Source organism: Streptomyces sp. NPDC022552 (genome assembly GCF_055561875.1).
In genome coordinates, this window is record NZ_JBVHGJ010000010.1 from 220,938 (window position 1) to 247,245 (window position 26,308).

The following is a 26,308-nucleotide window of genomic DNA, read 5'->3' on the forward strand; positions in this document are numbered from 1 at the left end:
CTCGAACGGCCTGCGGCCGGTGTCCTCAAGCGCCGGACGCGATGGACTTCGAGGCACGGGGTACGGGGCGGAGCCCAGTTCGGGAAGTGGGGTTCCCCCACGCCGCCAGGCGTAGGGGCGGGTGGGGGAGGCTCACTCCCGGCGGTACACCGGCGGACGTTTCTCCGCGAACGCCCGCGCCCCCTCCTTCGCGTCCGCCGTCTCGAAGATCGGCCAGCCGCGCTTCAGTTCGGCCGCGAGCCCCTCCCCTTCGGTCATCTCGGCCGTCTCGTACACCGACGCCTTCACGGCCTCCACCGCGAGCGGCCCGCAGGCGTTGATCTGTTCGGCGACGGACAGAGCCGTCTCCAGCGCGGTCCCGGCGGGTACGACACGGCCGACGAGTCCGATCCGGGCCGCCTCCTCCGCGCCGTACGGACGCCCGGTGATGAGCATCTCCAGCGCGTGGGTCCGGGCGATCTGGCGGGGCAGCCGGACCGTCGAGCCGCCGATCGGGAACAGCCCCCTCTTCACCTCGAACAGCCCGAACGTCGCGGTGGCGCCGGCGATCCGGATGTCGGTGCCCTGGAGGATCTCGGTGCCGCCGGCGACGCAGTACCCTTCGACGGCGGCGATGACGGGCTTGCGGGGGCGGTGGTGGCGCAGCATCGCCTTCCAGTGCAGATCGGGGTCGGCTCTCATCCGGTCCCGGTACCGCTCGCCCTCCATCCCCTTGCCCGCCAGCGCCTTGAGGTCCATCCCGGCGCAGAAGGAGCCGCCGGCGCCGGTGAGGACGACGGAGCGGATCGAGTCGTCGGCGTCGGCCTCCAGCCAGCCGTCGTAGAGCCCGACCAGCATGGCCAGTGACAGCGCGTTCTTGGCCTCAGGCCGGTTGAGCGTGAGCACGAGTGTGGCGCCTTCGCGCTGCACGGTGAGGTGTTCGGTCCCACCCATGGGCGTTCTCCCGTCTCCAGACCTAGAACAGGTTGCAGGAGGCGCGGGTCCAGTTCAATAGTTTTCTGACACTCAGTCAGATTCTTCTGCGCGCCCCCTTCCCACCTCCGCCGCCCGGCGCTCTAATGACCGCCGAGTCAGTCAGGCCCCGGACGACCAGCGAGGTCAGGAGGAACGGTGGAGTACAACCTTGCCGACCTGTTCGAATCGGTCGTGGACGTGGTCCCGGAGCGCGAGGCGCTCGTCTACGTCGACCACCCGGGGACGGGAGCGGAGCGCCGGCTCACGTACGCCGAGCTCGACGCCGCCGCCAACCGTCTCGCCCACCATCTGATCGACGCCGGCATCGGGCCGGGCGAGCACCTGGGCCTGCACCTCTACAACGGGATCGAGTACCTGCAGACCGTCCTGGCCTGCCTGAAGGCGCGGATCGTGCCGGTGAACGTGAACTACCGCTACGTGGAGGAGGAGTTGGTCTACCTCTACACGGACGCCGATCTGGCCGCGCTCGTCTTCGACGCCGAGTTCACCGGACGGGTCGCGGCCGCGCTGCCGCAGACGGAGAAGCTGCGGCACCTCGTGCGGGTGGGGACCCCGCCCGAGGACGCGCCCGCGCTCGACTGCGCACCCTTCGCGGAGGCGGAGGCCGGAGGTTCGCCGGAACGCGGCTTCCCCCCGCGCTCCGCCGACGACCTCTTCATCATCTACACCGGCGGTACGACGGGGATGCCGAAGGGCGTCATGTGGCGTCAGGAGGACCTCTTCTTCGCCGGACTCTTCGGCGGCGACCCCGCGGGCGAGCCGGTCAAGCGGCCGGAGGAGCTGGCCGAGCGCGTCGCGGCGGGCGGCTCGGGGATCACGTTCTTCCCCGCTCCCCCGCTGATGCACGGAACCTCGACGCTGACCTCGTTCATCGCCTTCAACTACGGGCAGCGGGTGGTGATCCACCGCAAGTACGCGCCCGAGGAGGTGCTCCGGACGATCGAGAAGGAGAAGGTCTCCAGCGTCTCGCTCGTGGGCGACGCCATGCTCAGGCCGCTGATCGACGCGCTCCATGGACCGCTCAAGGGAACGGACCTCTCCTCCCTGTTCAGCGTCTCCTCCTCCGGGGCGATCATGTCGGAGACGGTGCGGGCGCAGTTCCAGGCGCTCGTACCGAACGTGCTGCTCCTCAACAACTTCGGCTCCTCGGAGTCCGGCTCCAACGGCAAGGCGACGGACGACTCGGGCCCGGAGAAGGGCTTCCGCCTGGAGGTCAACGAGCGGACGCGGGTCGTGGACCCGGCGACGTACGCGGAGGTCGCGGTCGGTGAAGTGGGACGCCTCGCCCAGCGCGGACATGTGCCGCTCGGCTACTACAACGACCCGGCGAAGACGGCCGAGACCTTCTTCCGGAAGGGCGACGAGCGGTGGGTGCTGCTCGGCGACATGGCGACCGTCGACGAGGACGGCATCGTCACGGTCCTCGGCCGCGGCTCGCAGTGCATCAACACGGGCGGCGAGAAGGTCTACCCGGAGGAGGTCGAGCAGGCGCTGAAGTCCCATCCGGACGTGTACGACGCCCTGGTCGCCGGGGTGCCCGACGCGAAGTGGGGCAACCATGTGGCGGCCGTCGTCCAACTGCGCGCCGGGGCGCCCTCGCTGGACCTGGAGACCGTCCAGACCCACTGCCGTACGCGCCTCGCCGGCTACAAGATCCCCCGCCAGCTGGTGATCACCGACCGCATCCAGCGCTCCCCCAGCGGCAAGGCGGACTACCGCTGGGCCCGCTCGGTCGCCGCCACCGAGGACGCCCAGGGCTCCGCGTGAACCCTGCCCGGCGCCGTCACCGCCCCGGGCACGGCGCCGGTGGATCGGGTATGTCCTGGTATGACTCGAACATGACGCGCATCATCGCTGACATCTCGGTCTCGCTCGACGGCTTCGTCACCGGGCCCGACCCCGGACCGGACAACGGTCTGGGCACCGGTGGCGAGGCCCTGCACGCCTGGGCGTTCTCCGAGGACCCCGAGGACCGCCGGATCCTGCGCGAGGGGACCGTCCGGTCGGGGGCCGTCGTCCTCGGGCGTCGGCTCTTCGATCTGGTCGACGGGCCGGACGGCTGGGACGACACGACCGGCTACGGCGCCGGCGAGGTCGGCAAGCCCTCGTTCGTCGTCGTCACTAGTTCACCGCCGGAGTCGGTACGGCTGACAGGCCTCGACTGGACGTTCGTCACCACCGGTCTGGCCGACGCCGTCACCGCCGCGCGCGAGCGTGCCGAGGCGGCTTCGTCGGCGGGCGGCAAGGACCTCGACGTCGTCCTCATGGGCGGGGGCGCCACGATCGGCTCGGCCTTCGAAGCCGGGCTGGTCGACGCGCTCTCGCTGCACCTCGCGCCCGTCGTACTGGGCGCCGGAACGCCCCTGTTCACCGGCGGGACACCGCGCACGCTGGCGCAGCGGAGCGTGACCACGACATCGACCGCGACGCATCTGACCTACGACGTGCTCTGACGGCGTCAGACCCGGCGCTGGATCCCGAACTCACGCAGAGCCGTGAGGAATTCGGCCGGACGGGACGCGTGGATCTCGTGGCCCGTACCGATCGTGACGAGGTGTCCCTCGGGCAGTCGGTCCGCCATCCAGGACAGCCGCTCCTGAGCGAGGTGGCTGGCCGCGCCGCCGGCCAGGATCAGGGTCGGGGACGTGATCGCCGCGAGGCCCTCGCGCCAGGCGGGGTCCGGTTCGTTCAGCTGGGCGTCCGTCGCGAGCACGACGTCCCAGTCCAGGCCGAGGCGCCCCTCGGGGCGGGCCGCGTGACCTCGCGGCGGGTCAAGGGGGAAGAAGACGGGCGCCTCCTCCAGGACCAGCCGGCCGATCAGGCCGGGTTCGTTCATGGCGAGGAGGTAGGCCGCGGCGCCGCCCATCGAGTGGGCGACCACATCGGCGCCGCCGAGGTCCAGCGCCTTCAGGAACCCGCGCAGCTCGTCGCGGAACACGTCGAAGCCGTAGGGGCCGGTCCAGTCGCTCAGACCGTGTCCGCGCAGATCGACGGCGTACACCCGGCGGTCCGTGGCCAGTTCCTCGGCGATCCGCGTCCAGTCCGCGCCGTTCCCGCCGCGGCCGTGGACCAGGACGACGGGCGGCGCGTCCTCCTCGCCCCACACCCGGTACGCGAGGCGTACCCCGTCGACGGTGACCGTACGCACCTCCGGGTCGAGGAACGCGGCGACCGGGCGGGCGAAGGCGCCCGCGTCGTCCACCCACGGGAAGTGCCCCGCACCGCGCTGGACGACCACCTCGGCATGGGGGAAGAACTCCGCGAGCTCGGCCGCCCGCGCCGGGGTCGGCCCGCCGTCGTACTCCCCCGCCAGGATCAGGACCGGCGCGGTGAGGGCGGCCAGGGCTGCCCGGGTCGTCACGGGGTCGAAGGCGCCGGGCGCGTGGAAGGCGGCCGCGGCGTCCCAGTGCGTCTCCGTCAGGCCCGCCGCCGCGTGGGCTCGGGCGGCCTCGTCCCACCGCCCGTAGGCGAACGGGGCGATGATCTCCATGACCCGTACCATCGGCGTGCCGGCGCCGATGGTCGCCAGCGCGGCCCGCGCCTCGGCGTACCACGGCTCGTCGGCGAAGACCTCGGTGGCCTTGTCCCACTCCTCGTCCGTGATGTCGATGCCCACCGCCCGCGTGCCCGGGGTGACCAGGACGAGGGAGCGCACCCGCTCGGGGTGGGCCGCCGCGTACAGCGTGGCCAGGTTCCCCGAGGCCGAGTGGCCGAGCAGATCGACGCGCTCCAGGCCGAGGTGGAGCCGCAGCGCCTCTACGTCCGCCACCTGCCGGTCGCAGCGGTACGAGGCGGGGTCGGCGGGCTCCGCGCTGGCGCCGGTGCCACGCAGGTGCAGCACGATCAGGCTGCGACGCGTGTCGAGGCCTCCGAGGTCGCCGAGGTACGTGGCGTCGCGCATCGGACCGCCGGGCAGACAGACGAGCGGCTCACCCACGCCCCGCACGTCATAGGCCAGTTCGGTCCCGTCGTACGTCGTGAAGGTCGGCATGTCACCGATCGTCGGCGAGGCCGGATGATCTTCGCAACCGATTTCGCCGACAGCGCGATACGGTGGGTGTACACCCCATCGACGAAGGAACCGCACACCCATGCCCGAGACCCTCCGAGGCGACTGCGCCAACTGCTTCGGACTCTGCTGCGTCGCGCTCCCCTTCGCGAAGTCCGCGGACTTCGCGGTGAACAAGTCCTCCGGCGAACCGTGCCGGAACCTCCAGGAGGACTTCCGCTGCGGCATCCACACCAAGCTGCGGCCGAGCGGCTTCTCGGGGTGCACGGTGTACGACTGCTTCGGCGCGGGCCAGAAGGTCTCCCAGGTCACCTTCCACGGGGTCTCCTGGCGCGAGGCTCCGGAGACGTCACGCCGGATGTACGAGGTGTTCCCCGTGATGCGCCAGCTCCACGAGCTGCTGCGCTACCTCACCGAGGCCCTCGCCCTGCCCGCCGCCCGCCCGGTCCACGCCGAGCTGCGACGGGCACTTTCCCGGGTCGAGCAGCTGACCGAGGGGGCCGCGGACGCCCTGGAGAAGCTCGACGTCGCCGCCGTACGCGGCGAGGTCAACCCGCTCCTGCTGAAGACCAGCGCGCTGGTGCGGGCGACGGCGGGCGGCAGGACCAAGAGCCGGCGCGGCGCGGATCTGATCGGCGCACGGCTCCGGGGGGCCAGGCTGCGCGGCGCCGACCTGCGCGGCGCTCTGCTGATCGCCGCCGACCTGACGGGCGCGGATCTGTCCCTGGCCGATCTGATCGGCGCCGATCTGCGGGACGCCGACCTGTCCGGCGCTAACCTCACCGGCGCCCTGTTCCTCACCCAGCCCCAGCTGAACGCGGCCCGCGGCGACTGCACGACCCGCCTGCCGGAGGGCTTCGAGCGCCCCACCCACTGGGCCCGCCCGTAGACCCGCGCGCTTCGTGGGGCCTGGGCGCACGGGCGCCCGCGCGCCCGGGAAGCCCTAGGGGACGTAGACGTACGGCGTGGTCGTCGTCAGGGCGGTGAAGCCGAGGCGCTGGAGGATCGGGCGGCTGGTGTCGGCCGCGTCGACCTGGACGAAGCGGTGGCCCCGCTCGAGGGCGATCCGCGTACGGAAGGCGACCAGGGCCCGGTAGAGGCCCTTGCCCCGCCAGGGCTCGACCGTGCCGCCGCCCCACAGACCGGCGAAGTCCGTGCCGGGGTACAGCTCCAGGCGCGCGGCGCTGACGGGTTCGTCGCCGGCCATGGCGAGTACGGCGGCGACGGTGTCGGGGGCGGCGGCCAGCTGGTCGAGGAGCTGACGGCCGATGTGGGAACTGTCGCCGCCGAAGGCCCGGTCGTGGACCTCGGTCACCAGCTTCACCCCGGCCGCGTCGGTGACGGGGACCAGCTCGACGCCTTCGGGAAGGTCCACCGCCGTGGGCAGCGTGGCCGCCTCGGCGACCATCAGGGTCTCCTGGTCCTCGGCGGTGAACCCGGCGGCGAGCAGTCGCGCGGCGAGGTCCGCCGGACCGTCGTGGCCGTACACCTTCCACTCGAAGGGCAGGCGGAGCGCCGTGAAGTGGCGGATCTGTCGGGCGACGGCCTCGTCGACGTCCCGCTCCTGGAGGCCGGACCAGAGGATGCCGTTCCAGGCATGGGCCGGGCCGGTCTGCCGCACGACCTGGCCGTCGCGCTCGACCCGGATGCCCGGCCCGTCGGGACGGGCGCCGAGGCGCAGCTGGTGGTCGAACAGGGCGCGTATCGCTGTCTGGTCCATGGCGGCACTTCAGCACCGGTCGTCGGAGCGCGGCAAGCGGATTGGCGCGCCCGCTGAACCGTGAGGGCGCCCCGCGAGCGCCGTGCGCGCTCCGCCGTCCGGGCACATCACCGGACGGCGGACGCCTCCTGGGCGGGCTCCCAGAACTGCGCCAGCGCGCCTTCCTGGTACGGGACGGGGCTGACGCTCAGCTCCCCCGCGAAGGGCCGGTCCAGCACGACGACCAGCAGGAGGCTGAACCCGATGAGCGCCGCCACCGCCCCGACGAACAGCAGCTGCATGCGGCGGCTCCGCATGCCGTAGAGGAAGGTCAGCGGAATGATGACCAGGGCGCCGCCGACGGCGAGCACCTGGAGGAGCGGCGGCAGTTGCTGACCGGCCATGGTCAGCCGCGCCCGGCGCTCGCCTGCCACGTCGTCCAGCTTCGCGACGGCCTGTGTGTAGAAGGCCTTCTCCGATTCGGTGACGGGCTCGTACGCCTGCAGGGCGTCGTACAGCCCCTCGAGCTTCGCCCCGGTGACGGAGTACTCCGCGGCACCCTCCCGCATGAGCGGCCACTGCACCTCGACGACGGCGTGCACATATCCGGAGGCCGCCGCGTTCACCCGGGCCTGCTCCGCGGGCGGAAACGCGCGGGCGTCCCGCACGATGAGCGCGACGCCGGTGGCCTCGGCCGCGACGACGTTCTGGGTGTTCTCCATCTGGGTCCACAGGGTGACGATCACGAAGGCGAGGATGATCCCGTAGATGGCGCCGAACATCCCGAGGACGACACCCACCATGTCGTTGTGCTCGCCGTCGGCGAGCCGGGGATGCCTGCGGCGCAGCAGCACACTGCCGGCGAGTGCCGCGAGGACGGTGCCGCCGACGATCAGGACGGCGAGGGTGAGCGTACCGAGGTGGTTGAGCAGCCAGAGGACCATGGTCACCGAGCGTAGGGGGATGCTCACGGGATCAGAAAATCGACGCCACCCCCTTGCCATCGGCCGGGTCCGGCCGGATTTACTGACCTCGAAAGGATCTACCGAATGATCGGTAGTCCGATTTCAGACGTTCAGGACCTTCGGACGGGAGTGGGCGGGACATGACGGATCTGCTGGACAGCGGCGAACGACTCGGGCGCGCGGAGCTGGAGGCGCTCCAACTGGAGCGGCTGCGGTCCACGCTGCGTCACGCGTACGAGAACGTGGCCTTCTACCGGCAGTCCTTCGACAAGGCGGGGATACACCCCGACGACTGCCGCTCACTGGCCGACCTCGCCCGCTTCCCCTTCACCGCCAAGACCGATCTGCGGGACCACTACCCGTTCGGGATGTTCGCGGTCGACCGGTCCGAGATCCGGCGTATCCACGCCTCCAGCGGGACCACCGGCCGGCCGACCGTGGTCGGCTACACCGAACGCGACCTGGACACCTGGGCCGACGTCGTCGCCCGTTCGATCCGCGCGGCGGGCGGCAGGCCGGGTCACAAGGTCCATGTGGCGTACGGATACGGCCTGTTCACCGGAGGACTCGGCGCGCACTACGGCGCGGAGCGGCTCGGCTGTACGGTCATCCCGGCGTCGGGCGGCATGACGGCCCGTCAAGTGCAGCTGATCCAGGACTTCGAGCCCGAGATCATCATGGTGACGCCCTCGTACATGCTCACCCTGCTCGACGAGTTCGAGCGGCAGGGCGTGGATCCGCGGACAACCTCGCTCAAGGTGGGCATCTTCGGCGCCGAGCCGTGGACGGAGGCGATGCGCCGGGAGATCGAGGAGCGCTTCGCCATCGACGCCGTCGACATCTACGGACTCTCGGAGGTGATGGGCCCCGGCGTCGCGCAGGAGTGCGTGGAGACCAAGGACGGCCTGCACATCTGGGAGGACCACTTCTACCCGGAGATCGTGGACCCGTTCACGGGCGAAGTGCTGCCGGACGGCGAGGAGGGCGAGCTGGTGTTCACCTCCCTCACCAAGGAGGCCATGCCGGTCGTCCGCTACCGGACCCGGGACCTGACCCGGCTGCTGCCGGGCACGGCACGTGTGTTCCGGCGGATGGAGAAGGTCACGGGCCGCAGCGACGACATGGTGATCCTGCGCGGGGTGAACCTCTTCCCCACCCAGATCGAGGAGATCGTGCTGCGTACGCCGGCGGTGGCCCCGCACTTCCAGCTGAGGCTGACCCGGGAGGGCCGGCTCGACGCGCTGACGGTACGGGCCGAGGCGCGCCCGGACGCCTCCCCCGAGCAGCGGGCGGAGGCGGCCCGGGCGATCGCGCAGTCGGTCAAGGACGGCATCGGGGTCTCGGTCGGGGTCGAGGTGGTCGACCCCGAGACGCTGGAACGGTCGGTGGGCAAGATCAAGCGGATCGTGGACCTGCGCGGCGAGCACTGAGCACGGGGACCGGGAGGCGGCCGGGCCCGTGTGCGGGTACGGCCACCTCCCGGCCGTACCCGGACGCGCCGGACCCGGTGCGGACGCGGCGGACTCGCCCGCATCGGCGTCAGGAGGAGGCGAAGCGGTCGCGGAGCTCCCGCTTCAGGATCTTCCCGCTGGCGTTGCGCGGCAGCTCGTTCACGAAGAGCACCCTCTTCGGGGCCTTGAAGTGGGCGAGCTTCTCACGGGCGTGGGCGAGGAGTTCGGCCTCGGTGACGTGCCCCGCCCGGGGGACGACGACGGCCGTGACCGCCTCGATCCAGCGCTCGTCGGGCAGGCCCACGACGGCGACCTCGGCGACGCCCGGATGGGTGTAGAGGGCGTCCTCGACCTGTCGGGAGGCGACCAGCACTCCCCCGGAGTTGATGACGTCCTTCACCCGGTCCACGACCGTGTAGTAGCCCTCCGCGTCGCGCACGGCGAGATCGCCGGAGCGGAACCAGCCCCCGCGGAAGGCCTCCTTGGTCTCGTCGTGCTTGTCCCAGTAGCCGTCGCACAGCTGCGGTGAGCGGTAGACGATCTCGCCGGGAGTGCCGTCCGGGACGTCCACGCCGTTCTCGTCGACGACCTTGGCCTCGACGAAGCGGACCGGCTTCCCGCAGGAGTCCATCCGCCCCTCGTGCTCGTCGGGGCCGAGGACGGTGGCGAGCGGACCGATCTCGCTCTGCCCGAAGCAGTTGTAGAAGCGCAGCCCGGGAAGCCGGCCGCGCAGCCGCTCCAGGACGGGCACCGGCATGATCGAGGCGCCGTAGTACGCCTTGCGCAGGGCTGAGAGGTCGCGGCTCGCGAACTCCGGGTGGTTGGACAGGCCGATCCACACGGTCGGCGGCGCGAAGAGGCTGTCGGCGCGGCCGGCCTCGATCAGGTCGAAGAGCACCTTCGGGTCGGGCCCGTCGACGATGGTGTTCTCGGCGCCGACCGCGAGGTACGGCAGCAGGAAGACATGCATCTGCGCCGAGTGGTACAGCGGCAGCGAGTGGACCGGCTTGTCGTCCTCGTGCAGGTCGAGGGCCTCGATGGCGCTGGCGTACTCGTGGACCAGGGCGCGGTGGGTCATCCGGGCGCCCTTGGGCAGCGCGGTCGTGCCGGAGGTGTAGAGCAGCTGGACGTACTCGCGTGCGTCACGGTCGGTGTCGTACGTGTCGGGCTCGGCGAGCGCCGCGAGAAACGAGTCCTCGGTGTCCCGCAGAGCCCGCACCGCCAGGCCGGCGGGGACGCCGTCGGCGAGCGCCGGGTCGGCGAGGACGAGCGAACTGCCGGACTGGCGCAGGATGTAGGCGAGGTCGTCGCCGGTGAGGTGGTGGTTGACCGGGACGTGGATCAGGTCCGCGCGGGAGCAGGCGAGGAAGGCGATGAGGTACGCGTCGGAGTTGTGGGCGTACGTCGCGACGCGGGCCCGTTCCTCCAGCCCGTACCGCTCGCGCAGCACGGCGGCCGCGGTGCTCACGGCCGCGTCCAGCTCGGCATAGGTCCAGACGCGGTCCGCGTACCGTACGGCGATCCGCTCGGGGGTGCGCTGGGCGCTCATGCGCAGGACGCCGTCGACGGTCCGGGTGAGGAGTCGTTCCATGTCGGGATCCTCGGCGGCCCCGGGGCGACGGGTCAAGTACCGGAGCCGGCCACCTGCCCGAGGGGGGGAAGGAACAAGGTGCGGGACCACCACGCGGGCTGAGCCTGCGTCAGGGGCTGAACGACAGGAACACGAAGGCGGCGAAGATCGAGAGGTGGACGCCGCCCTGGAGCAGGGTGGCTCGCCCGGGCACCACGGTCAGGGCGCTCACCACGGCGGTGAGCACGAGCAGCACCATGTGGACCGCGCCGACGCCCAGGACCAGGGGGCCGGAGAGCCAGATCGAGGCGAGGGCGATCGCCGGGATCGTCAGGCCGATGCTGGCGATCGCCGAGCCGTAGGCGAGGTTGAGGCTGGTCTGCATCCGGTCCCGGCGCGCGGCGCGCACGGCGGCGAGCGTCTCGGGGAGCAGCACCATCAGGGCGATGATCACGCCGACGACGGCCTTGGGCAGACCGGCCGACTCGACACCGTCCTCGATCGTCGGCGAGATGATCTTGGCGAGGCCCACGACGGCGACGAGCGCCACGACGAGGAGGCCGAGGCTCGCCAAGGTCATCCGGTCGCTCGGCGGATCGGCGTGGTCCTCCTCGGACTCGTGGCCCGGGCGCGCGACGGGGAGGAAGTAGTCGCGGTGCCGGAAGGTCTGGACGGCGACGAACACGGCGTACAGACAGAGCGAGGCGACGGCGGCGAAGGCCAGCTGTGCCCCGGAGAACTCGGGGCCGGCGTGACTGGTCGTGAAGGTCGGCAGGACCAGGGTCATGGTGGCGAGGGTGCAGACGGTGGCGAGCGCGCCGCCGGAGCCCTCGGCGTTGAAGACGGCGACGCGGTTGCGCAGGGCGCCCACGAGGAGGGAGAGACCGACGATGCCGTTGCAGGTGATCATGACGGCGGCGAAGACGGTGTCACGCGCGTAGGTCGAGGCCTTGTCGCCCCCGCCCGCCATGAGGGTGACGATCAGTCCGACCTCGATGACCGTGACCGCGACCGCGAGGACGAGCGAGCCGAACGGCTCGCCGACGCGATGGGCGACGACCTCGGCGTGATGGACCGCGGCGAGGACGGCGGCGATCAGGCAGACCGCGATGAGGCCGACGACGAAGCCGGGAAGGCCACGTCCCCACGTCAGCCCGAGGACGCCGGCCGCAAGGACCGGTCCCCATGTCGACCACTGCCGTGCCAGCCCCGCCTCGCTCGAACTCATGCCCTGCATCCTGCCATATAGGAGACATCGACCGACTTGCGGCCTATGTCCCAAGGCATGCGGTGGCGCACGGCGGGAACTCACCACCCGGGGCCGGGGCACGACAGTTCGACTGTACGTGACCCGGCACCGGAACCCGGCTAGAGCGGGCGCTCGTGACCCTCCCAGTAGGGCTCCCTGATCCTGCGCTTGTAGAGCTTGCCGTTCGGGTCGCGGGGCATGGCGGCGATGAAGTCGACCGACTTGGGGCGCTTGTAGCCGGCGAGGCGCTCCTCGCAGTGCGCCAGGATGTCGGCTGCGAGCGCGTCACCCGGCTCATGGCCCTCGGCCGCCTCGACGACGGCCTTGACCTCCTCGCCCCAGTCGGAGTGCGGGATGCCGAAGGCGGCGGCGTCGGCGACCGCGGGATGGGTGAGGAGCGCCGACTCGATCTCGGCGGGGTAGATGTTGACCCCGCCCGAGATGATCATGTCGATCTTGCGGTCGCGGAGGAAGAGATAGCCGTCCTCGTCCAGGACGCCCAGGTCGCCGACCGTGAAGAAGTCACCGATACGGTTCTTCGCGGTCTTCGCCTCGTCCTTGTGGTACGAGAAGCCGCCGGTGCTCATCTTCATGTAGACGGTGCCGAGTTCGCCGGGCGGGAGGCGGTTGCCGTCGTCGTCGAAGACGGCGAGCTCGCTGATGGGCCAGGCCTTGCCGACCGTGCCGGGTTTCTTGAGCCAGTCCTCGGCGGTGGCGAAGGCGCCGCCACCCTCGCTCGCCGCGTAGTACTCCTCCACACAGCTCCCCCACCAGTCGATCATCGCCCGCTTGACGTGGTCGGGGCAGGGCGCGGCGCCATGGATGGCGTGGCGCATCGACGAGACGTCGTACCGGCTCCGTACCTCCTCGGGCAGCGCGAGCAGCCGGTGGAACTGGGTCGGGACCATGTGCGTGTGGGTGCAGTCGTGGGTGTCGATGAGCCGCAGCATCTCCTCGGGGGTCCACTTGTCCATGAGGACGAGCGGATGGCCGATGTGCAGGGCGGCGCCGGCGAACTGCAGCACGGCCGTGTGGTAGAGCGGCGAGCAGACGAGGTGCACGTTGCCGTCGTAGGGCCGGATCCCGAAGATGCCGAGGAAGCCGCCGAGATACGTCTCCTCGGGGAGCTTGCCCGGCAGCGGGCGGCGGATGCCGCGCGGGCGGCCGGTGGTGCCGGAGGTGTAGTTCATGACCCAGCCGAGGGTGCGGTCCTCCGGGGCGGACTCCGGTTGCCCGTCGAGGAGTTCGGCGTACGGGCGGAAGCCCGGCACGGAGCCCACGGCATAGCGGTGGGTCGCGGGCAGCCCCGCCTCGTCGGCCGCGGCCGTCGCCGCGGGCCCGAACCGCTCGTGGGCGACGAGGACCTTGGCGCCGGAGTCGGCGACGATCCAGGCGATCTCGGGCCCGACGAGGTGGTGGTTGACGGGGACGAGATAGAACCCGGCCTGGGAGGCGGCGAGATACGCGGCGAGGAACTCGACCCCGTTGGGCAGGACGACCGCGAAGGCGTCGCCCCGCTCCAGGCCGGCCGCGCGCAACCCGTGCACCAGCCGGTTCGCGTCGGCGTGGAGCCGTCCTGCCGTCCACTCCTCGCCGTCCGGCGCGATCAGCACCGTACGGGAGGGGTCTGCGGTGGCCTGGGACCAGAACCCTCCCCCGGACTCCGTCCCGGGGGACCCCCATTTCTCGCTCACGAGGCACCCCTTCCGGCGATGCGGTTGATGCGGTCGACGGCCTTCTCGAACCCGCTGGTCAGCTCGTCGAAGACCTGCTGCACGCTCCGCTCGGAGTTCATCCGGCCGACGATCTGCCCGACGGGCGTGCCGAGCAGCGGCTCGACCTCGTACTTCTGGATGCGGGAGACGGCCTCGGCGACCAGCAGCCCCTGGAGCGGCATCGGGAGGGTGCCGGGGCCGTCCGGGTCGTCCCAGGCGTCGGTCCACTCGGTGCGCAGCTGACGGGCGGGCTTGCCGGTCAGGGCACGGGAGCGGACGGTGTCGCCGGAGCCTGCGGCGAGGAGTTTCGCGGTCAGGGCACGGGAGTGCATGTCGGCCTCGGTGGTGGTGAGCCAGAGGGAGCCGAGCCAGACGCCCTGGGCGCCGAGCGCGAACCCGGCGGCGATCTGTTCGCCGCTGCCGATGCCGCCCGCGGCGAGTACGGGCAGCGGGGAGACGGCGTCGACGACCTCGGGGGTGAGGACCATGGAGGCGATCTCACCGGTGTGCCCGCCGGCCTCGTACCCCTGGGCGACGACGATGTCGATGCCGGCCTCCGCGTGGTGACGGGCGTGCCGTGCGCTGCCCGCGAGGGCCGCGACGAGGACGTCGTGGTCGTGGGCGCGCTGGACCACGTCGGCGGGCGGGGAACCGAGGGCGTTGGCGAGGAGCTTGATGGGGTAGTCGAAGGCGACGTCGAGCTGGTTGCGGGCGACCTGCTCCATCCAGCCGGTGATGCGCCAGCCGGAGGCCTCGCCCTCGGCGAGTTCGGGGACGCCGTGTTCGGCGAGGGTGGTACGGACGAACTCGCGGTGCCCTTCCGGGATCATCGCCTCGACGTCGGCCTCGCTCACCCCCTCGACCTTCTTCGCGGGCATGACGACGTCGAGGCCGTAGGGCAGTCCGTCGGTGTGGTCCTGCATCCAGTCGAGGTCGCGCGCGAGGTCGTCGGGGGCGGTGTAGCGCACCGCGCCGAGGACACCGAATCCGCCGGCTCTGGTGATGGCGGCGGCCACCGCGGGGAAGGGCGTGAAGCCGAAGATGGCGTGCTCGATCCCCAGTTTTTGGCTCAGCTCCGTCTTCATGGGCGGCAGGATGCCGCAGGGGATCGGCCGAGGGAAGAGATTTTCTGATGCTGTGTCAGATTCTTTGCTCCGCCGCCCGCTTCCTTGACGCACCCTCACCCCGGTAAGAAAGTTTCAGCCGTTGCGCGTGTGGCCGAAGGATTCTTTCAGAGGCGTGGGAGAGGGTAGGGATGACGGAGGAATCGGCAAGGGTTGCGGTGGGCCGGGGAATCGGTCGCCGGGCGTTCGGCGGCCGGCTTCTCGCCCTGGGAGGTGCGTTGATGGTCGGCTCGATCCCGGGGGCCGCCGCGGCCTCCACGCCCGGGGGCGGCCGGACGACCCTGCGGCGCGGGTCCGCGGAGCGGGCCGGGCTGCTTCCCGAGCACCTGGACCGGCTGGTCGCCGACGCCGAGGCGTTCCTCGGGCCCTCCCCGATCCACCCGTGGTACGCGGGAGCGGTGCTGCTGGCCGGGCGGGGCGGGACGGTCGCGCTGCACCGGCCGATCGGGGCGGCGGTGCGGTACGCGGGGTACGACGAGGAGACGGACAGCGGGATCGAGCTGCCGTCCGAGCGGCAGATCGCGATGGCGGAGGACACGGTCTTCGACCTGGCGTCCGTCTCCAAGCTCTTCACCTCGATCCTGGCGGTGCAGCAGATCGAGCGGGGCGCCCTGGACCTCGAGGCGAAGGTCACCGCGTACCTGCCGGAGTTCGGGGGTGGCGGGAAGCAGGACATCACGGTCCGTCAGCTGCTCACCCACACCTCGGGGTTCCGGGCCTGGATCCCGCTCTTCAAGGAGCCGACGCGGGAGGGGAAGCTGCGGCTGCTCTGGGCCGAGACGCCGGCGAACCCGCCCGGGACCCGCTATCTGTACTCGGATCTGAATCTGATCTCGCTCCAGCTGATCCTGGAGGAGATCACCGGTCGCACACTGGACACACTGCTCCGAAGCGAGATCACCGCTCCACTCCGGATGCACCGCACGCGGTTCAATCCCCCGCTCTCCTGGAAGCCGAAGATCGCGGCGACGGAGGACTCCCGGCTGCCCTGGTCCGGCCTCGACCGGGGCATGGTGTGGGGCGAGGTCCACGACGAGAACGCGTACAGCCTGGGCGGGGTCGCCGGCCACGCGGGCGTGTTCTCCTGCGCCTGGGACCTGGCGGTCCTGGCCCGCACGCTGCTCAACGGCGGGGCGTACGGCGACGCGCGGATCCTGGCCCCCGAGTCGGTGGAGCTGATGCTCACCGACTTCAACACCGACTTCCCGGGCGACGAGCACGGCCTCGGCTTCGAGCTCTACCAGCACTGGTACATGGGCGCGATGGCCACCCCGCGCTCGGCCGGCCACACCGGCTTCACCGGTACGAGCCTGGTCCTGGACCCGACGACGGACGCCTTCCTCGTCGTGCTGGGCAACTCCGTCCACCCGGTCCGTTCCTGGCGTTCCGGCTCGGCGCCCCGCGTCGCCGCGGCGAACAACCTGGCCCGCGCCGTCCCGGTCCGCCCGGCGCACGGCCGGACGTCCTGGTTCTCCGGAATGACGAGCGCGACCACCGCCACGCTGACGCTCCCGCCGCTCCAAGGGGCGAGGCGTCTGGAGTGCGCGCTGTGGTGGGACACCGAGCCGGGCGTGGACGCCGCCGTCCTGGAGGCGTCCACGGACGGTGGCGCGACCTGGGGGCCGGTGCCGTTCACCACCGTACGGAAGGGGCAGGAGCCGCGGGAGCGCCCGGCGGGCTCGGTGAGCGGCTGGTCCGGGCGCGTCTGGCACCAGGCGGCCGCCGACCTCACGCACGTGGGCGGCGCCGCGTCCGTACGCCTGCGGTGGCGGTACTCGACGGACAGGCTCTATGTCGGACGCGGGGTGTACGTGGACGGCCTGCGGGTCCTGGACGCCTCCGGGCGCCGGGTGTTCGAGGAGGCGCGACCGGCGGACGGGTCCAGGATCGAGGCGGTGGGGTGGACCAGGTCGGCGGACTGACCCGGCCGCGGGGCCGTCATCTGCCGGACGCCTCCGGATGTTCCCCCTCGACCCCGGAGAGGAAGCTCTCCACCACCTGGCGGTAGTGGTCCGGCTCCTCGACGGACGCCATGTGGGCGCTCTTCTCGAAGAGCGTCCACATCGCGCCCGGGATGCTCTCCACCACGGGGCGGACCACCTCGGGGGTCACCATGTCGTGGCGGCCGGAGGTCACCAGGACGGGGAGGTCGATCTCGTGCAGCCGGTCGGCGACGCTCCAGTCCTTCAGGCTGCCCGTGACGTTCCACTCCGGGCCCCACAGCGCAGCGTTCACGTCCTCCCGCATGGTGAGAACGGAGCGCACGAGATGTTCGGGCCAGGGGTCCAGGCGGCAGAGCCAGCGCTGGTAGAAGGCCATGGTGGCGCCCAGGTAGGCGTCGTCGTCGGTTCTCCCCTCGGCCTCGCACCGGTCGATGACCTCGCGGACCTCGGCGGGAAGGGAGTCCTTGAGCCGTCGCGCCTCGGCTGCGTACGCGGGCGCGTCGGCGACCACGCCCGCCAGGACGAGACCCGCCACCCCGGACGGCTTGCCGAGGACGTAGGCGAGGGCCACCTGGGTGCCCCAGGAGTGGCCGAGCAGATGGAACCGGTCGAGTCCGAGCTCCTGCCGCACGGCCTCGATCTCCGCCACGAACGTGTCCAGCGACCACAGGCCGGGGTCCTCCGCCTGGTCGGACCTGCCGCAGCCGAGCTGGTCGTAGAAGATCACGGCACGACCGCCGCCGTCGGCGAGCTCCCCGAGGTCCTCCAGGTAGTCATGGGGCAGGCCGGGGCCGCCGTGCACGACGAGGAGAGGGAGTTTCCCGTCGGGACTGTGAAGCCGGCCGACGACCCGGTACCAGGTGTGGAAGCCGCGGAACGGCACAGTGCCTTCGGTGACGGCCATGGCGCCTCCTGGGGAGATCCGGCATTCCCCCCATGATGGGCAGGGCTCGAAGGACGGCGCACGCGGTGGGCGGCGGCGGAGGGACGCACCCGTGCGGGACCGGCGCACCGGGCCTCCCGGACGCACGGGATGCCCCGGGCGCTCCTCAGCCGGCCGGTTCCGCCGCCGCGCGCAGGGCTGCGAGGACCGGGCTGATGAGGGGGTGCTCCTCGGCTCCCCTCCGTACGGCGGCGAAGACGCGGCGGGTGGGCGCGACGCCGTCGACCGGACGGATCACCACCTCGTCGAGGGCCGTGCCGCGCAGCGCCGAGCGCGGGACGAGCGCGACACCCGCACCCGCGGAGGCGAGGGCGACGACGGCCCGGAAGTCGTCGGACGAGTGCTCCAGGCGGGGTGCGAAGCCGGCGTACTCGCAGGCCAGCACGGTCACGTCATGGCACGGGTTGCCGGCGGACTGGCCGATCCAGGCGTCCTTGGCGAGATCGGCCAGGGCCACCTGCTCGTCGCCGGCGAGTGGGTGCCCGAGCGGCAGGACGGCGTCGAACGGCTCCGCGTAGAGCGGTACGCGAGTGAGCCGGGCGTCGTCCTCGCCCGGCGCGCCGCGGTACTCGACGGCCACGGCGACGTCGACCTGACGGTCCAGGACCATCAGCAGGCTCTCGTCGCCCTCCGCGTCGCGTACCCGTACCCGTATGCCGGGCGACGTGCGGGCGAGGCCGCTGATGGCGGGGGCGACGACCAGGCCGATACCGGTCGCGAAGGCCGCGACCGTGACCGTGCCCGCCTCGCCCGATCCATAGGCGGCGAGTTCGGATTCGGCGCGCTCCAGCTGGGCGAGGACCGCGTTGGCGTGGCTGAGGAGGATCTCCCCTGCCGGGGTGAGCCGTGCCCCGCGGGCATTGCGCTCGACGAGGCGGTGGCCGGTCTCCTGCTCCAGGGCGGCGAGCTGCTGGGAGACGGCCGAGGGGGTGAGATAGAGCGCGGCGGCAGCCGCCGTGACGGTGCGGTGGTCGGCCACCGCCCGGAGGATGTGCAGCCGCCGCGCTTCGATCATTCCCCTAGTTTCGCAGGGCGGCGCGCGCGTCGACGAACGCGTCCACAGCCCGGTTCACATCATCGGACGAATGGGCCGCCGAGAGCTGGACGCGGATGCGGGCCTGGCCCTGCGGGACGACCGGGTACGAGAAGCCGATCACGTACACACCGCGCTCCAGGAGCAGCTCCGCCATGCGGCCCGCCTCGGACGCGTCGCCGATCATGACGGGGGCGATGGCGTGGTCGCCGGGGAGGATGTCGAAGCCCTCCGCGGTCATCCGGGTTCGGAAGAGCTCCGTGTTGGCGCGCAGCCGCTCGCGCAGGTCACCGGCCGACTCCAGCAGGTCGAGGACCTTGAGGGAGGCGGCGGCGATGACCGGGGCGAGGGTGTTCGAGAAGAGGTACGGGCGCGAGCGCTGGCGCAGCAGGGCGACGATCTCGGCGCGGGCGGCGACGTAGCCGCCGGAGGCGCCGCCGAGGGCCTTGCCCAGGGTGCCGGTGATGATGTCGACCCGGTCCATGACGCCGTGCAGCTCGGGGGTGCCGCGGCCGCCGGGGCCGACGAAGCCGACGGCGTGGGAGTCGTCGACCATCACCATGGCGTCGTAGCGCTCGGCCAGGTCGCAGATCTCGTCGAGCGGGGCGACGTAGCCGTCCATCGAGAAGACGCCGTCGGTGACGACCAGCTTGCGCCGGGCGCCGCCCTCGGTGGCCTCCTTGAGCTGCTGCTCCAGGTCGGCCATGTCGCGGTTGGCGTAGCGGAAGCGGCGGGCCTTGGAGAGGCGGATGCCGTCGATGATGGAGGCGTGGTTGAGGGCGTCGGAGATGACGGCGTCCTCGGGGCCGAGCAGCGTCTCGAAGACGCCGCCGTTGGCGTCGAAGCAGGACGAGTAGAGGATCGTGTCCTCCTGGCCGAGGAAGGAGGAGAGGCGGGCCTCCAGTTCCTTGTGCACCTCCTGCGTACCGCAGATGAAGCGGACGGACGCCATGCCGTAGCCCCAGCGGTCGAGCGCCTCGTGGGCGGCGGCGATCACCTCGGGGTGGTCGGCGAGGCCGAGGTAGTTGTTGGCGCAGAAGTTGAGCACCTCGCCCGGCTGACCACCCGCGGTGACCGCGACGGTCGCGGACTGGGGCGTGCCGATCACGCGCTCGGGCTTGTGCAGCCCGGCGGCACGGATCTCGTCGAGGGTGGTACGGAGGTCGTCGCGTACGGAAGTGAACATGGTTCGGTCCTTTGAGGGGATCAGACGGTCCAGTCGAGGATGATCTTGCCGCCCTTGCCGGACGCGGCGTCGTCGAAGGCGGCCTCGAAGTCGGTGTACGCGTAGCGGCCGGTGATCACCGGGGCGAGGTCCAGGCCGCCCTCCAGGAGGACGGACATCGCGTACCAGGTCTCGAACATCTCGCGTCCGTAGATGCCCTTGATCGTGATCATGGAGGTGACGATCTTCGCCCAGTCGACGGAGAAGTCCTCCGCGGGCAGACCCAGCATGGCGATCTTGCCGCCGTTGGTCATGTTCGCGACCATGTCGCGCATCGCGCGGGGGTTGCCGGACATCTCCAGACCGACGTCGAAGCCCTCCTTGAGGCCGAGCGTGCGCTGGCCGTCGGCGATCGTCTGCTCGGCGACGTTCAGCGCGAGCGAGACACCGGCCTTGCGGGCGAGCGCGAGGCGCTCCTCGCTGACGTCGGTGATGACGACGTTGCGCGCGCCGGCGTGCTTCGCCACCGCGGCCGCCATGATGCCGATCGGGCCCGCGCCGGTGACGAGGACGTCCTCACCGACGAGCGGGAAGGAGAGCGCCGTGTGGACGGCGTTGCCGAAGGGGTCGAAGATCGCGGCCACGTCGAGGTCGACGTCGACGCGGTGCACCCACACGTTGGACGCGGGCAGGGCGACGTACTCGGCGAACGCGCCGTCGCGGCCGACGCCGAGGCCGACGGTGGCGCGGCAGAGGTGGCGGCGGCCGGCCAGACAGTTGCGGCACTTGCCGCACACGAGGTGGCCCTCGCCGCTGACCAGGTCACCGACCGCGATGTCGGCGACGTCACGGCCGATCTCGACGACCTCGCCGACGAACTCGTGGCCGAGCGTCAGCGGCGTGGCGATGGTCTTCTGCGCCCAGCCGTCCCAGGAGCGGATGTGCAGGTCCGTCCCGCAGATACCGGTCCGCTTGACCTTGATCAGTACGTCTCCGGGGCCGATCTCCGGCTCCGGTACGTCCATGAGCCAGAGTCCCGGCTCCGCGTTCTGCTTGACCAGCGCCTTCAATGCCATGGCTCCCGACGTGCGTGTCCTGTGACCTTCGGGGTCCGGGCGCGGGTTCGCGCTCAAGATCCCTGAAGGAAATCTTCCGTACGTCAGGCTCCCGGTCCATCGAGGTTTTCTTAAGCACCGCCACAGGTGAGCTTCACGCCAGTCGCCGCGCGGGCGGGACCGGGGCTCGGACCGGGCGACGCAGCAACGGCGCCGCCGGCACCACGTGGCACCTGCCACGGGTGCCACGGGCAACGGCGCGTCAGTGACCGAGCGCCGCCATCGCCGCGTTGTGGCCGGGGACTCCGCTCACGCCTCCGCCCCTGACCGCCCCGGCGCCGCAGAGGAGGACGTTGGCGTGCGCGGTCTCGACGCCCCAGCGGCCGGTGCCCTCTTCCCCGTAGGGGAAGGAGAGGTCGCGGTGGAAGATGTGGCCACCGGGCAGCCGCAGATCGCGTTCGAGGTCGAGCGGGGTCTTCGCCTCGATGCAGGGCCGGCCCTCGGCGTCGACGGCGAGGCAGTCGGCGAGCGGCTCGTCGAGGACGGCGTCGAGTTCGGCGAGGGTCGCCTTGAGGAGGGCGGCGCGGGCGGAGTCGTTGTCGGCGGCGAACAGCCGGGCAGGGGTGTGCAGTCCGAAGAGCGTGAGGGTCTGGTAGCCGCGCTCGACGAGGTCCGGGCCGAGGATGCTCGGGTCGGTAAGCGAGTGGCAGTAGATCTCCGAGGGCGGCGCGCTCGGCAGCCGGCCCGCCGCGGCCTCGGCGTAGGCCGTGGCCAACTGACCGTATCCCTCGGCGATGTGGAAGGTGCCGGCGAAGGCCTCGCGCGGGTCGACGGAGCGGTCCCGGAGCTTCGGCAACCGGGTGAGCAGCATGTTGACCTTGAGCTGGGCGCCTTCGGCGGGCTGTGGTGGCGTCTCGCCGAGCAGGCCGGCGAGGGCCTGCGGCGAGGCGTTCACCAGTGCGTGCCCTGCCGCGACCACACCCTCGCCCTCCGCCGTGCGGTACGTGATCTCGGCGCGGACGCCGTCGGTCTCGATCCGCGTCACCTCGTGGCCGGTCCGGATCTCCGCGCCCGCGGTGCGGGCGGCGTCCGCGAGGGCGTCGGTGAGGGCGCCCATGCCGCCGACGGGCACGTCCCAGTCGCCGGTGCCGCCGCCGATGACGTGGTAGAGGAAGCAGCGGTTCTGGAGCAGCGAGGGGTCGTGGGCGTCGGCGAAGGTCCCGATCAGGGCGTCGGTCAGGACGACGCCCCGGACGAGGTCGTCGGCGAAGTTCTCCTCGACGGCGGCGCCGATCGGCTGCTCGAAGAGCATGCGCCAGGCCGTCTCGTCGGCCACGCGGGCCCGGAGCTCCGCGCGGGAGGGCAGCGGCTCCGTGAGCGTGGGGAAGACGCGTTCGGCCACCTCTCCCGTACGGCCGTAGAACGCCTGCCAGGCCTCGTACTCCCGGTCGGAGCCGGTGAGGGCGGCGAAGGAGGCGCGGGTGCGGTCGGGGCCGCCGCCGACGAGCAGGCCGCCGTCGCCCTTCGGGGTGTACGAGGAGATGGACCGTTTCCGCACCGCGAACCGCAGCCCCAGTTCGCGCACGATCTTCCGCGGCAGGAGCGAGACGAGGTACGAGTACCGGGAGAGCCGGGCGTCGACCCCGGCGAAGGGCCGGGTGGAGACGGCGGCACCGCCGGTGGATCCGAGGCGTTCCAGAACGAGGACGGTACGTCCGGCGCGGGCCAGGTAGGCGGCGGCGACCAGTCCGTTGTGGCCACCGCCGACGATGACGGCGTCGTACGAGCGCTGTGCGGTCATGTCTCTTGCTAACACGCGAAGATCGCGCACGGAACCCCGCGAGCGGGGGCGGGTTGCGGTTCGGGGGCTCGCACCGGGACGGGGCACGTCCAGCACGGGGCACGTCCAGCACGGGGCACGTCCTGCACGGGGCGCGTCCAGCGCGGGGCGTCTCCAGCGCGGGGCGTGTCTAGCTTGGGGGCGGATCCCCCGCCGACTCTCCTCCTCCCTTTCCGTCGCCGTCGTCGTCACGCAGGGCGGCGACCCGGCGGTACAGCTCGACGGCTTCCGTGTGGCGGCCGAGGCGTTCGAGACAGTGGGCCTCGTCGTGGCGGCTGGCGAGGGTGTCCGGGTGACCGTCGCCCAGCGCACGCGCGCGTGCCTCGGCGACCTGGTGGTAGACCGTGAGGGCGTCCTCCCAGCGGGCGAGCCAGCCGAGGCCCACGGCGATCTCACGGCGGCTGACGAGCGTGTCCGGGTGGTCCTCGCCGAGGACGCGCTCGCGGATCGACCAAACGTCGCGGGCCTCCTCCACCGCCTCCTCCCAGCGGGAGAGGCGTCCGAGGTTGACGCCGAGTCCGTGGCGGGCGCGCAGCGTCTCCGGGTCGTCGGGGCCGAGCGCCCTGGTGCGGGCGTCGACGAGGTCGCGGTAGAGATCCAGCGCCTCGGCGCTCCGGCCGAGCCGGCCCAGACAGATGCCCACCTCGTAGCGGGCGGCGAGCGTGTCGGGGTGGTCCGGCCCGAGCACGGTGCACCGCGCCGTGGCGACCTCGCGGTACGTCGTGAGCGCCTCCGCCCAGCGCCCCGACTGGCCGAGGGTGTAGGCCACTTCGTACCGGGTCACCAGCGTGTCCGGGTGCTCGTCGCCGAGCAGCCGGCCACGCGCCTCGGCCACCTCCGTGGCCATCCGGTACGACTCGTCGAGGCGCCCGAGACGGCCCAGGTTGAAGGCCAGGTTGTGGCGGCAGCGGAGGGTGTCGGGGTGCTCCGGGCCCATCGTGCGCTCGCGCGAGGCGAGCACCGCCGCGTAGACCTGGTGCGCCTCGGCGTGCCGCCCGAGGCGGCCGAGGACGTACGCCGTCTCCTGGCGCGCGGCCAGGGTGTCGGGGTGGTCCGCGCCGAGGACGCGCTCACGCGCCTCGGCCACCCGGCCGAACTCGCGCAGGGCGTCGGCCGGGCGGGCGAGCCTGCTGAGCGTGAAGCCGAGTTCGTACCCGCTGGTGAGCGTGTCGGGGTGATCGGGTCCGAGGACGCGGCGACGGTCCTCGACGACGGACCGGTGCACGTCCTCCGCCTCGTTCCAGCGGCCGAGCCGGCCGAGGCTGAGACCGGCCTTGTGCCGACTGGCGAGCACGGCGAGGAGTTCCGGCGGCGGAGCGGGCCGCTCGGCGCGGCCGGCGGTCCGCTGGGGAAGCACCCGCGACGCGGTGGTCCACTCCCCCGTGAGCTCGGCCGCCGGGTCGTACGCCACGGTGCTCAGCGCACGGGATCCGGCGGTGACGCGGTGCCCGGTGGTCATCCCCCGCGCCCAGGAGGGGAGTCGGCGCTGGGCCGCCCCGGGCACCCGTACGGGAGGCGGCGCGAGCGCGGGTCCGGCGGCGGGGCCGGGACCGGGTCCGTGGCGCGGTCCCGGCTCCGGTCCGAGCGCCGTTCCGTGGCCCGGCCCAGGAGCGGGTCCGAGACCCGGAGCAGGTCCGAGACCCTGTCCCGGTCCGTGGCCAGGTACCGATCCGTACCCCGGCCCCGTGCGGGCGGTCACGATCCTGCGGCGCAGGTCGCTCGCGTCCGTCGGCCGGCCGTCGGGCGTCTTGGCGAGCAGGTCGAGGACGATCCGGTCCAGGTAGTCGGGCAGCTCGGCGCGGTGCGTCCGCAGGGGCTCGGGCGGGGTGTCCCGGTGGCCGACGAGCACGGCCCAGGCGTCCTCCAGGTCGAAGGGAGGGGCACCGGTGGCGATCTCGTACAGCACACACCCGAGCGAGTACAGGTCGCTGCGGTGGTCGATCTCCCCGCCGCTGATCTGCTCCGGCGACATGTAGTGCGGCGTGCCCATGGCGATGCCCGTGCCGGTGAGCTTGGACGTGAAGCCGATGTCTTCGCCGAGGCGCGCTATCCCGAAGTCGCAGATCTTCACGGCACCGTCGCCGAGCCGCATGATGTTGGCGGGCTTGAGGTCGCGGTGGACGATCCCCTGACGGTGGGTGTAGGCGAGGGCGTCGGCGACCTGTTCGGCGATGTCCACGACGTCCGGCACCGGCAGCGGGTGCTGCTTGTTCTCCTCCAGGAGCTGGCTGAGGTTGTGGCCCTCCAGCAGCTCCATGACGAGGAAGAGCACCCCGTCGTACTCGCCGAAGTCGTGGACGACGGTGACCCCGCGGTGCTGGAGGGAGGCGGCGACCCGGGCCTCGCGCCGGAACCTTTCCCGCAGCACCGTCATGAAGGCCGGATCCCGCTGCGGCCCCAGCGGCTTGAGGCACTTGACCGCGACCCTGCGGCCGAGCGACTCGTCGGTGGCCCGCCACACCTCGCCCATCCCGCCGCGCCCGATCACGTCGTGCAGCCGGTACCGGCCCTGGATCAGCCTGGTGTCCGCCATCGCGTGCTGTCGCCCCCGTTGATGTTCCGCGCCCTCCCCGGCGGGTCCAGTATGGCCGCCTTGTGCCTGAGTGTGTACGGCGCGGGGCGCACGTCAGGGCCCAGCCGGGCCATCGCGTTCAAGATGTGACCTGGCGGCAGCCGCCAGCGGAGCCTGGCCGGGACGGAGCGCAGCAGATTGGCCGCGGCGGTGAGCCGGTTCGTGACGGTGTCGGCCGGGGGCGCGGGCCGGCCGTAGAGCTCGTGGGCGTACGGGGGCAGGGAGTCGTACGCGAGTGATGCCACGCGCCGCCAGACGATCTCGCGCGCCGGGACGAGCGCGGGCGGAACGGGTGGCCGGCGCAGGAAGGAGGCGACCGTGCGGGCGTCCTCGCCGGCGGCGAGCCGCGGGCGGACGTCCTCGAAGTAGGAGGCGAGTTCGCCGGCGGTGGCGGGGACGGTACCCGTGTCGAGTCCGACGAGCCGGGCGGAGACTCGGTGTTCGTCGATGTAGCGGTCGACCTGGGCGTCGGTGAGGGGGACGCCGGAGCGGCGCACGACCGAGATGTACGAGTCGACCTCGGCGCAGTGCACCCAGAGGAGGAGCTCGGGGTCGTCGACCCCGAGCAGCTTGTGGATCTTCCGTACACGTGCGCCGGCCGCCTCGGCGGCGTCGGTGGTGCCGTAGCTGATCGTGCCGACGAAGTTCGCCGTGCGCAGCAGTCGGCCCCAGGCGTCCTTCCTGAAGTCGCTGTTGATCATGACGCCACGCACCGCGACGGGGTGCAGCGCCTGGAGGTACAGGGCACGGACGCCGGCGATCCACATCACCGGGTCGCCGTGCAGCTGCCAGGTGACGGATTCGGGACCGAACAGCCCGGGGTCGGCTTCCTGCCTCATGGCGTCCAGGCTACGGCTGCTGACGCCAGATCGTCAGTACGGTGTTCGTGCCGGACTCGGTGAGCTGCATGACCGTGCTGTTCTTCAGCGGGCGGCGGTGGAGCAGCTTGCCCACGGGTCCGGCGATGTCGATCCGTCCTGCCTCGCTGAGGCTCAACCCA

General features: G+C 71.9%; 21 protein-coding genes. 5 read left to right on the forward strand and 16 right to left on the reverse strand.

What is annotated here, in order from left to right:
- Nucleotides 1-132 precede the first annotated feature (132 nt).
- The gene (locus ACZ3OF_RS25295; protein ID WP_361673994.1) at nt 133-933 is read right to left on the reverse strand and encodes a crotonase/enoyl-CoA hydratase family protein; all 801 of its coding nucleotides are present in this window, start codon (nt 931-933) and stop codon (nt 133-135) included.
- A gap of 177 nt (nt 934-1,110) precedes the next feature.
- On the opposite strand from ACZ3OF_RS25295, the gene ACZ3OF_RS25300 reads away from it, so the two are divergent.
- Both ACZ3OF_RS25300 and ACZ3OF_RS25305 read left to right on the forward strand, forming a co-directional pair.
- Complete coding sequence (locus tag ACZ3OF_RS25300) at nt 1,111-2,742, forward strand: acyl-CoA synthetase (protein ID WP_361673992.1); 1,632 nt, start codon at nt 1,111-1,113, stop codon at nt 2,740-2,742.
- 71 nt (nt 2,743-2,813) lie between these two features.
- Entirely contained in the window at nt 2,814-3,428 is a 615-nt protein-coding gene (locus ACZ3OF_RS25305; protein WP_361673990.1) for a dihydrofolate reductase family protein, read from the forward strand.
- Between the two features lie 5 nt (nt 3,429-3,433).
- Here the strand turns inward: ACZ3OF_RS25305 and ACZ3OF_RS25310 are convergent, their stop codons facing one another.
- Nucleotides 3,434-4,966 (reverse strand): alpha/beta fold hydrolase, encoded by a 1,533-nt coding sequence (locus tag ACZ3OF_RS25310; RefSeq protein WP_467306935.1) that lies wholly within the window; start codon nt 4,964-4,966, stop codon nt 3,434-3,436.
- 100 nt (nt 4,967-5,066) lie between these two features.
- Between ACZ3OF_RS25310 and ACZ3OF_RS25315 the strand changes: the two genes are divergently transcribed.
- Nucleotides 5,067-5,873 carry a pentapeptide repeat-containing protein gene (locus tag ACZ3OF_RS25315; protein ID WP_467306937.1) on the forward strand — a complete coding sequence of 269 codons (807 nt, stop codon included), beginning with the start codon at nt 5,067-5,069 and terminating at the stop codon, nt 5,871-5,873.
- 54 nt (nt 5,874-5,927) lie between these two features.
- Here the strand turns inward: ACZ3OF_RS25315 and ACZ3OF_RS25320 are convergent, their stop codons facing one another.
- Together ACZ3OF_RS25320 and ACZ3OF_RS25325 are read right to left on the reverse strand one after the other, a co-directional pair.
- Nucleotides 5,928-6,704, reverse strand: coding sequence for a GNAT family N-acetyltransferase (locus tag ACZ3OF_RS25320; protein ID WP_361673984.1), 777 nt, complete (start codon nt 6,702-6,704; stop codon nt 5,928-5,930).
- Between the two features lie 107 nt (nt 6,705-6,811).
- A complete protein-coding gene (locus ACZ3OF_RS25325; RefSeq protein WP_467307025.1) occupies nt 6,812-7,627 on the reverse strand; it encodes a bestrophin-like domain in 816 nt (271 codons plus the stop codon).
- 161 nt (nt 7,628-7,788) lie between these two features.
- Between ACZ3OF_RS25325 and paaK the strand changes: the two genes are divergently transcribed.
- Nucleotides 7,789-9,078, forward strand: a complete 1,290-nt coding sequence (gene paaK, locus ACZ3OF_RS25330) for a phenylacetate--CoA ligase PaaK (RefSeq protein ID WP_467306940.1) — start codon at nt 7,789-7,791, stop codon at nt 9,076-9,078.
- A 109-nt stretch (nt 9,079-9,187) separates the two neighbouring features.
- Here the strand turns inward: paaK and ACZ3OF_RS25335 are convergent, their stop codons facing one another.
- The 4 genes from ACZ3OF_RS25335 to ACZ3OF_RS25350 form a co-directional block, all read right to left on the reverse strand.
- Nucleotides 9,188-10,690 (reverse strand): fatty acyl-CoA synthetase, encoded by a 1,503-nt coding sequence (locus ACZ3OF_RS25335; protein ID WP_361673976.1) that lies wholly within the window; start codon nt 10,688-10,690, stop codon nt 9,188-9,190.
- 109 nt (nt 10,691-10,799) lie between these two features.
- Nucleotides 10,800-11,897, reverse strand: coding sequence for a calcium:cation antiporter (locus ACZ3OF_RS25340; RefSeq protein ID WP_467306942.1), 1,098 nt, complete (start codon nt 11,895-11,897; stop codon nt 10,800-10,802).
- Between the two features lie 140 nt (nt 11,898-12,037).
- A complete protein-coding gene (locus tag ACZ3OF_RS25345) occupies nt 12,038-13,612 on the reverse strand; it encodes an acyl-CoA synthetase (RefSeq protein WP_361673972.1) in 1,575 nt (524 codons plus the stop codon).
- Nucleotides 13,609-14,718 (reverse strand): NAD(P)H-dependent flavin oxidoreductase, encoded by a 1,110-nt coding sequence (locus tag ACZ3OF_RS25350; protein WP_467306944.1) that lies wholly within the window; start codon nt 14,716-14,718, stop codon nt 13,609-13,611. The genes ACZ3OF_RS25345 and ACZ3OF_RS25350 overlap by 4 nt, the downstream gene beginning before the upstream one ends.
- A 170-nt stretch (nt 14,719-14,888) precedes the next feature.
- Between ACZ3OF_RS25350 and ACZ3OF_RS25355 the strand changes: the two genes are divergently transcribed.
- Nucleotides 14,889-16,679 (forward strand): serine hydrolase domain-containing protein, encoded by a 1,791-nt coding sequence (locus tag ACZ3OF_RS25355; RefSeq protein WP_467306946.1) that lies wholly within the window; start codon nt 14,889-14,891, stop codon nt 16,677-16,679.
- Between the two features lie 16 nt (nt 16,680-16,695).
- Here ACZ3OF_RS25355 and ACZ3OF_RS25360 read toward each other — a convergent pair whose 3' ends face one another.
- The 8 genes from ACZ3OF_RS25360 to ACZ3OF_RS25395 all read right to left on the reverse strand — a co-directional run bounded on the left by ACZ3OF_RS25360 (nt 16,696) and on the right by ACZ3OF_RS25395 (nt 26,304).
- The gene (locus ACZ3OF_RS25360) at nt 16,696-17,604 is read right to left on the reverse strand and encodes a proline iminopeptidase-family hydrolase (protein WP_361673966.1); all 909 of its coding nucleotides are present in this window, start codon (nt 17,602-17,604) and stop codon (nt 16,696-16,698) included.
- Nucleotides 17,605-17,749: 145 nt separating this feature from the next.
- Nucleotides 17,750-18,658, reverse strand: coding sequence for a LysR family transcriptional regulator (locus ACZ3OF_RS25365; protein ID WP_361605878.1), 909 nt, complete (start codon nt 18,656-18,658; stop codon nt 17,750-17,752).
- A 4-nt stretch (nt 18,659-18,662) separates the two neighbouring features.
- A complete protein-coding gene (locus tag ACZ3OF_RS25370; protein WP_361605875.1) occupies nt 18,663-19,862 on the reverse strand; it encodes a glycine C-acetyltransferase in 1,200 nt (399 codons plus the stop codon).
- Nucleotides 19,863-19,882: 20 nt separating this feature from the next.
- On the reverse strand, nt 19,883-20,911 hold the full coding sequence (tdh, locus tag ACZ3OF_RS25375; protein ID WP_361674332.1) for an L-threonine 3-dehydrogenase: 1,029 nt from the start codon (nt 20,909-20,911) through the stop codon (nt 19,883-19,885).
- A 247-nt stretch (nt 20,912-21,158) separates the two neighbouring features.
- Nucleotides 21,159-22,697 carry a phytoene desaturase family protein gene (locus ACZ3OF_RS25380; RefSeq protein ID WP_361673964.1) on the reverse strand — a complete coding sequence of 513 codons (1,539 nt, stop codon included), beginning with the start codon at nt 22,695-22,697 and terminating at the stop codon, nt 21,159-21,161.
- A gap of 169 nt (nt 22,698-22,866) precedes the next feature.
- A complete protein-coding gene (locus ACZ3OF_RS25385; RefSeq protein ID WP_467306949.1) occupies nt 22,867-25,269 on the reverse strand; it encodes a serine/threonine-protein kinase in 2,403 nt (800 codons plus the stop codon).
- On the reverse strand, nt 25,251-26,147 hold the full coding sequence (locus tag ACZ3OF_RS25390) for an oxygenase MpaB family protein (RefSeq protein WP_361673960.1): 897 nt from the start codon (nt 26,145-26,147) through the stop codon (nt 25,251-25,253). The genes ACZ3OF_RS25385 and ACZ3OF_RS25390 overlap by 19 nt, the downstream gene beginning before the upstream one ends.
- 10 nt (nt 26,148-26,157) lie before the next feature.
- Nucleotides 26,158-26,304, reverse strand: a complete 147-nt coding sequence (locus ACZ3OF_RS25395) for a hypothetical protein (protein WP_467306951.1) — start codon at nt 26,302-26,304, stop codon at nt 26,158-26,160.
- Nucleotides 26,305-26,308 lie beyond the last annotated feature (4 nt).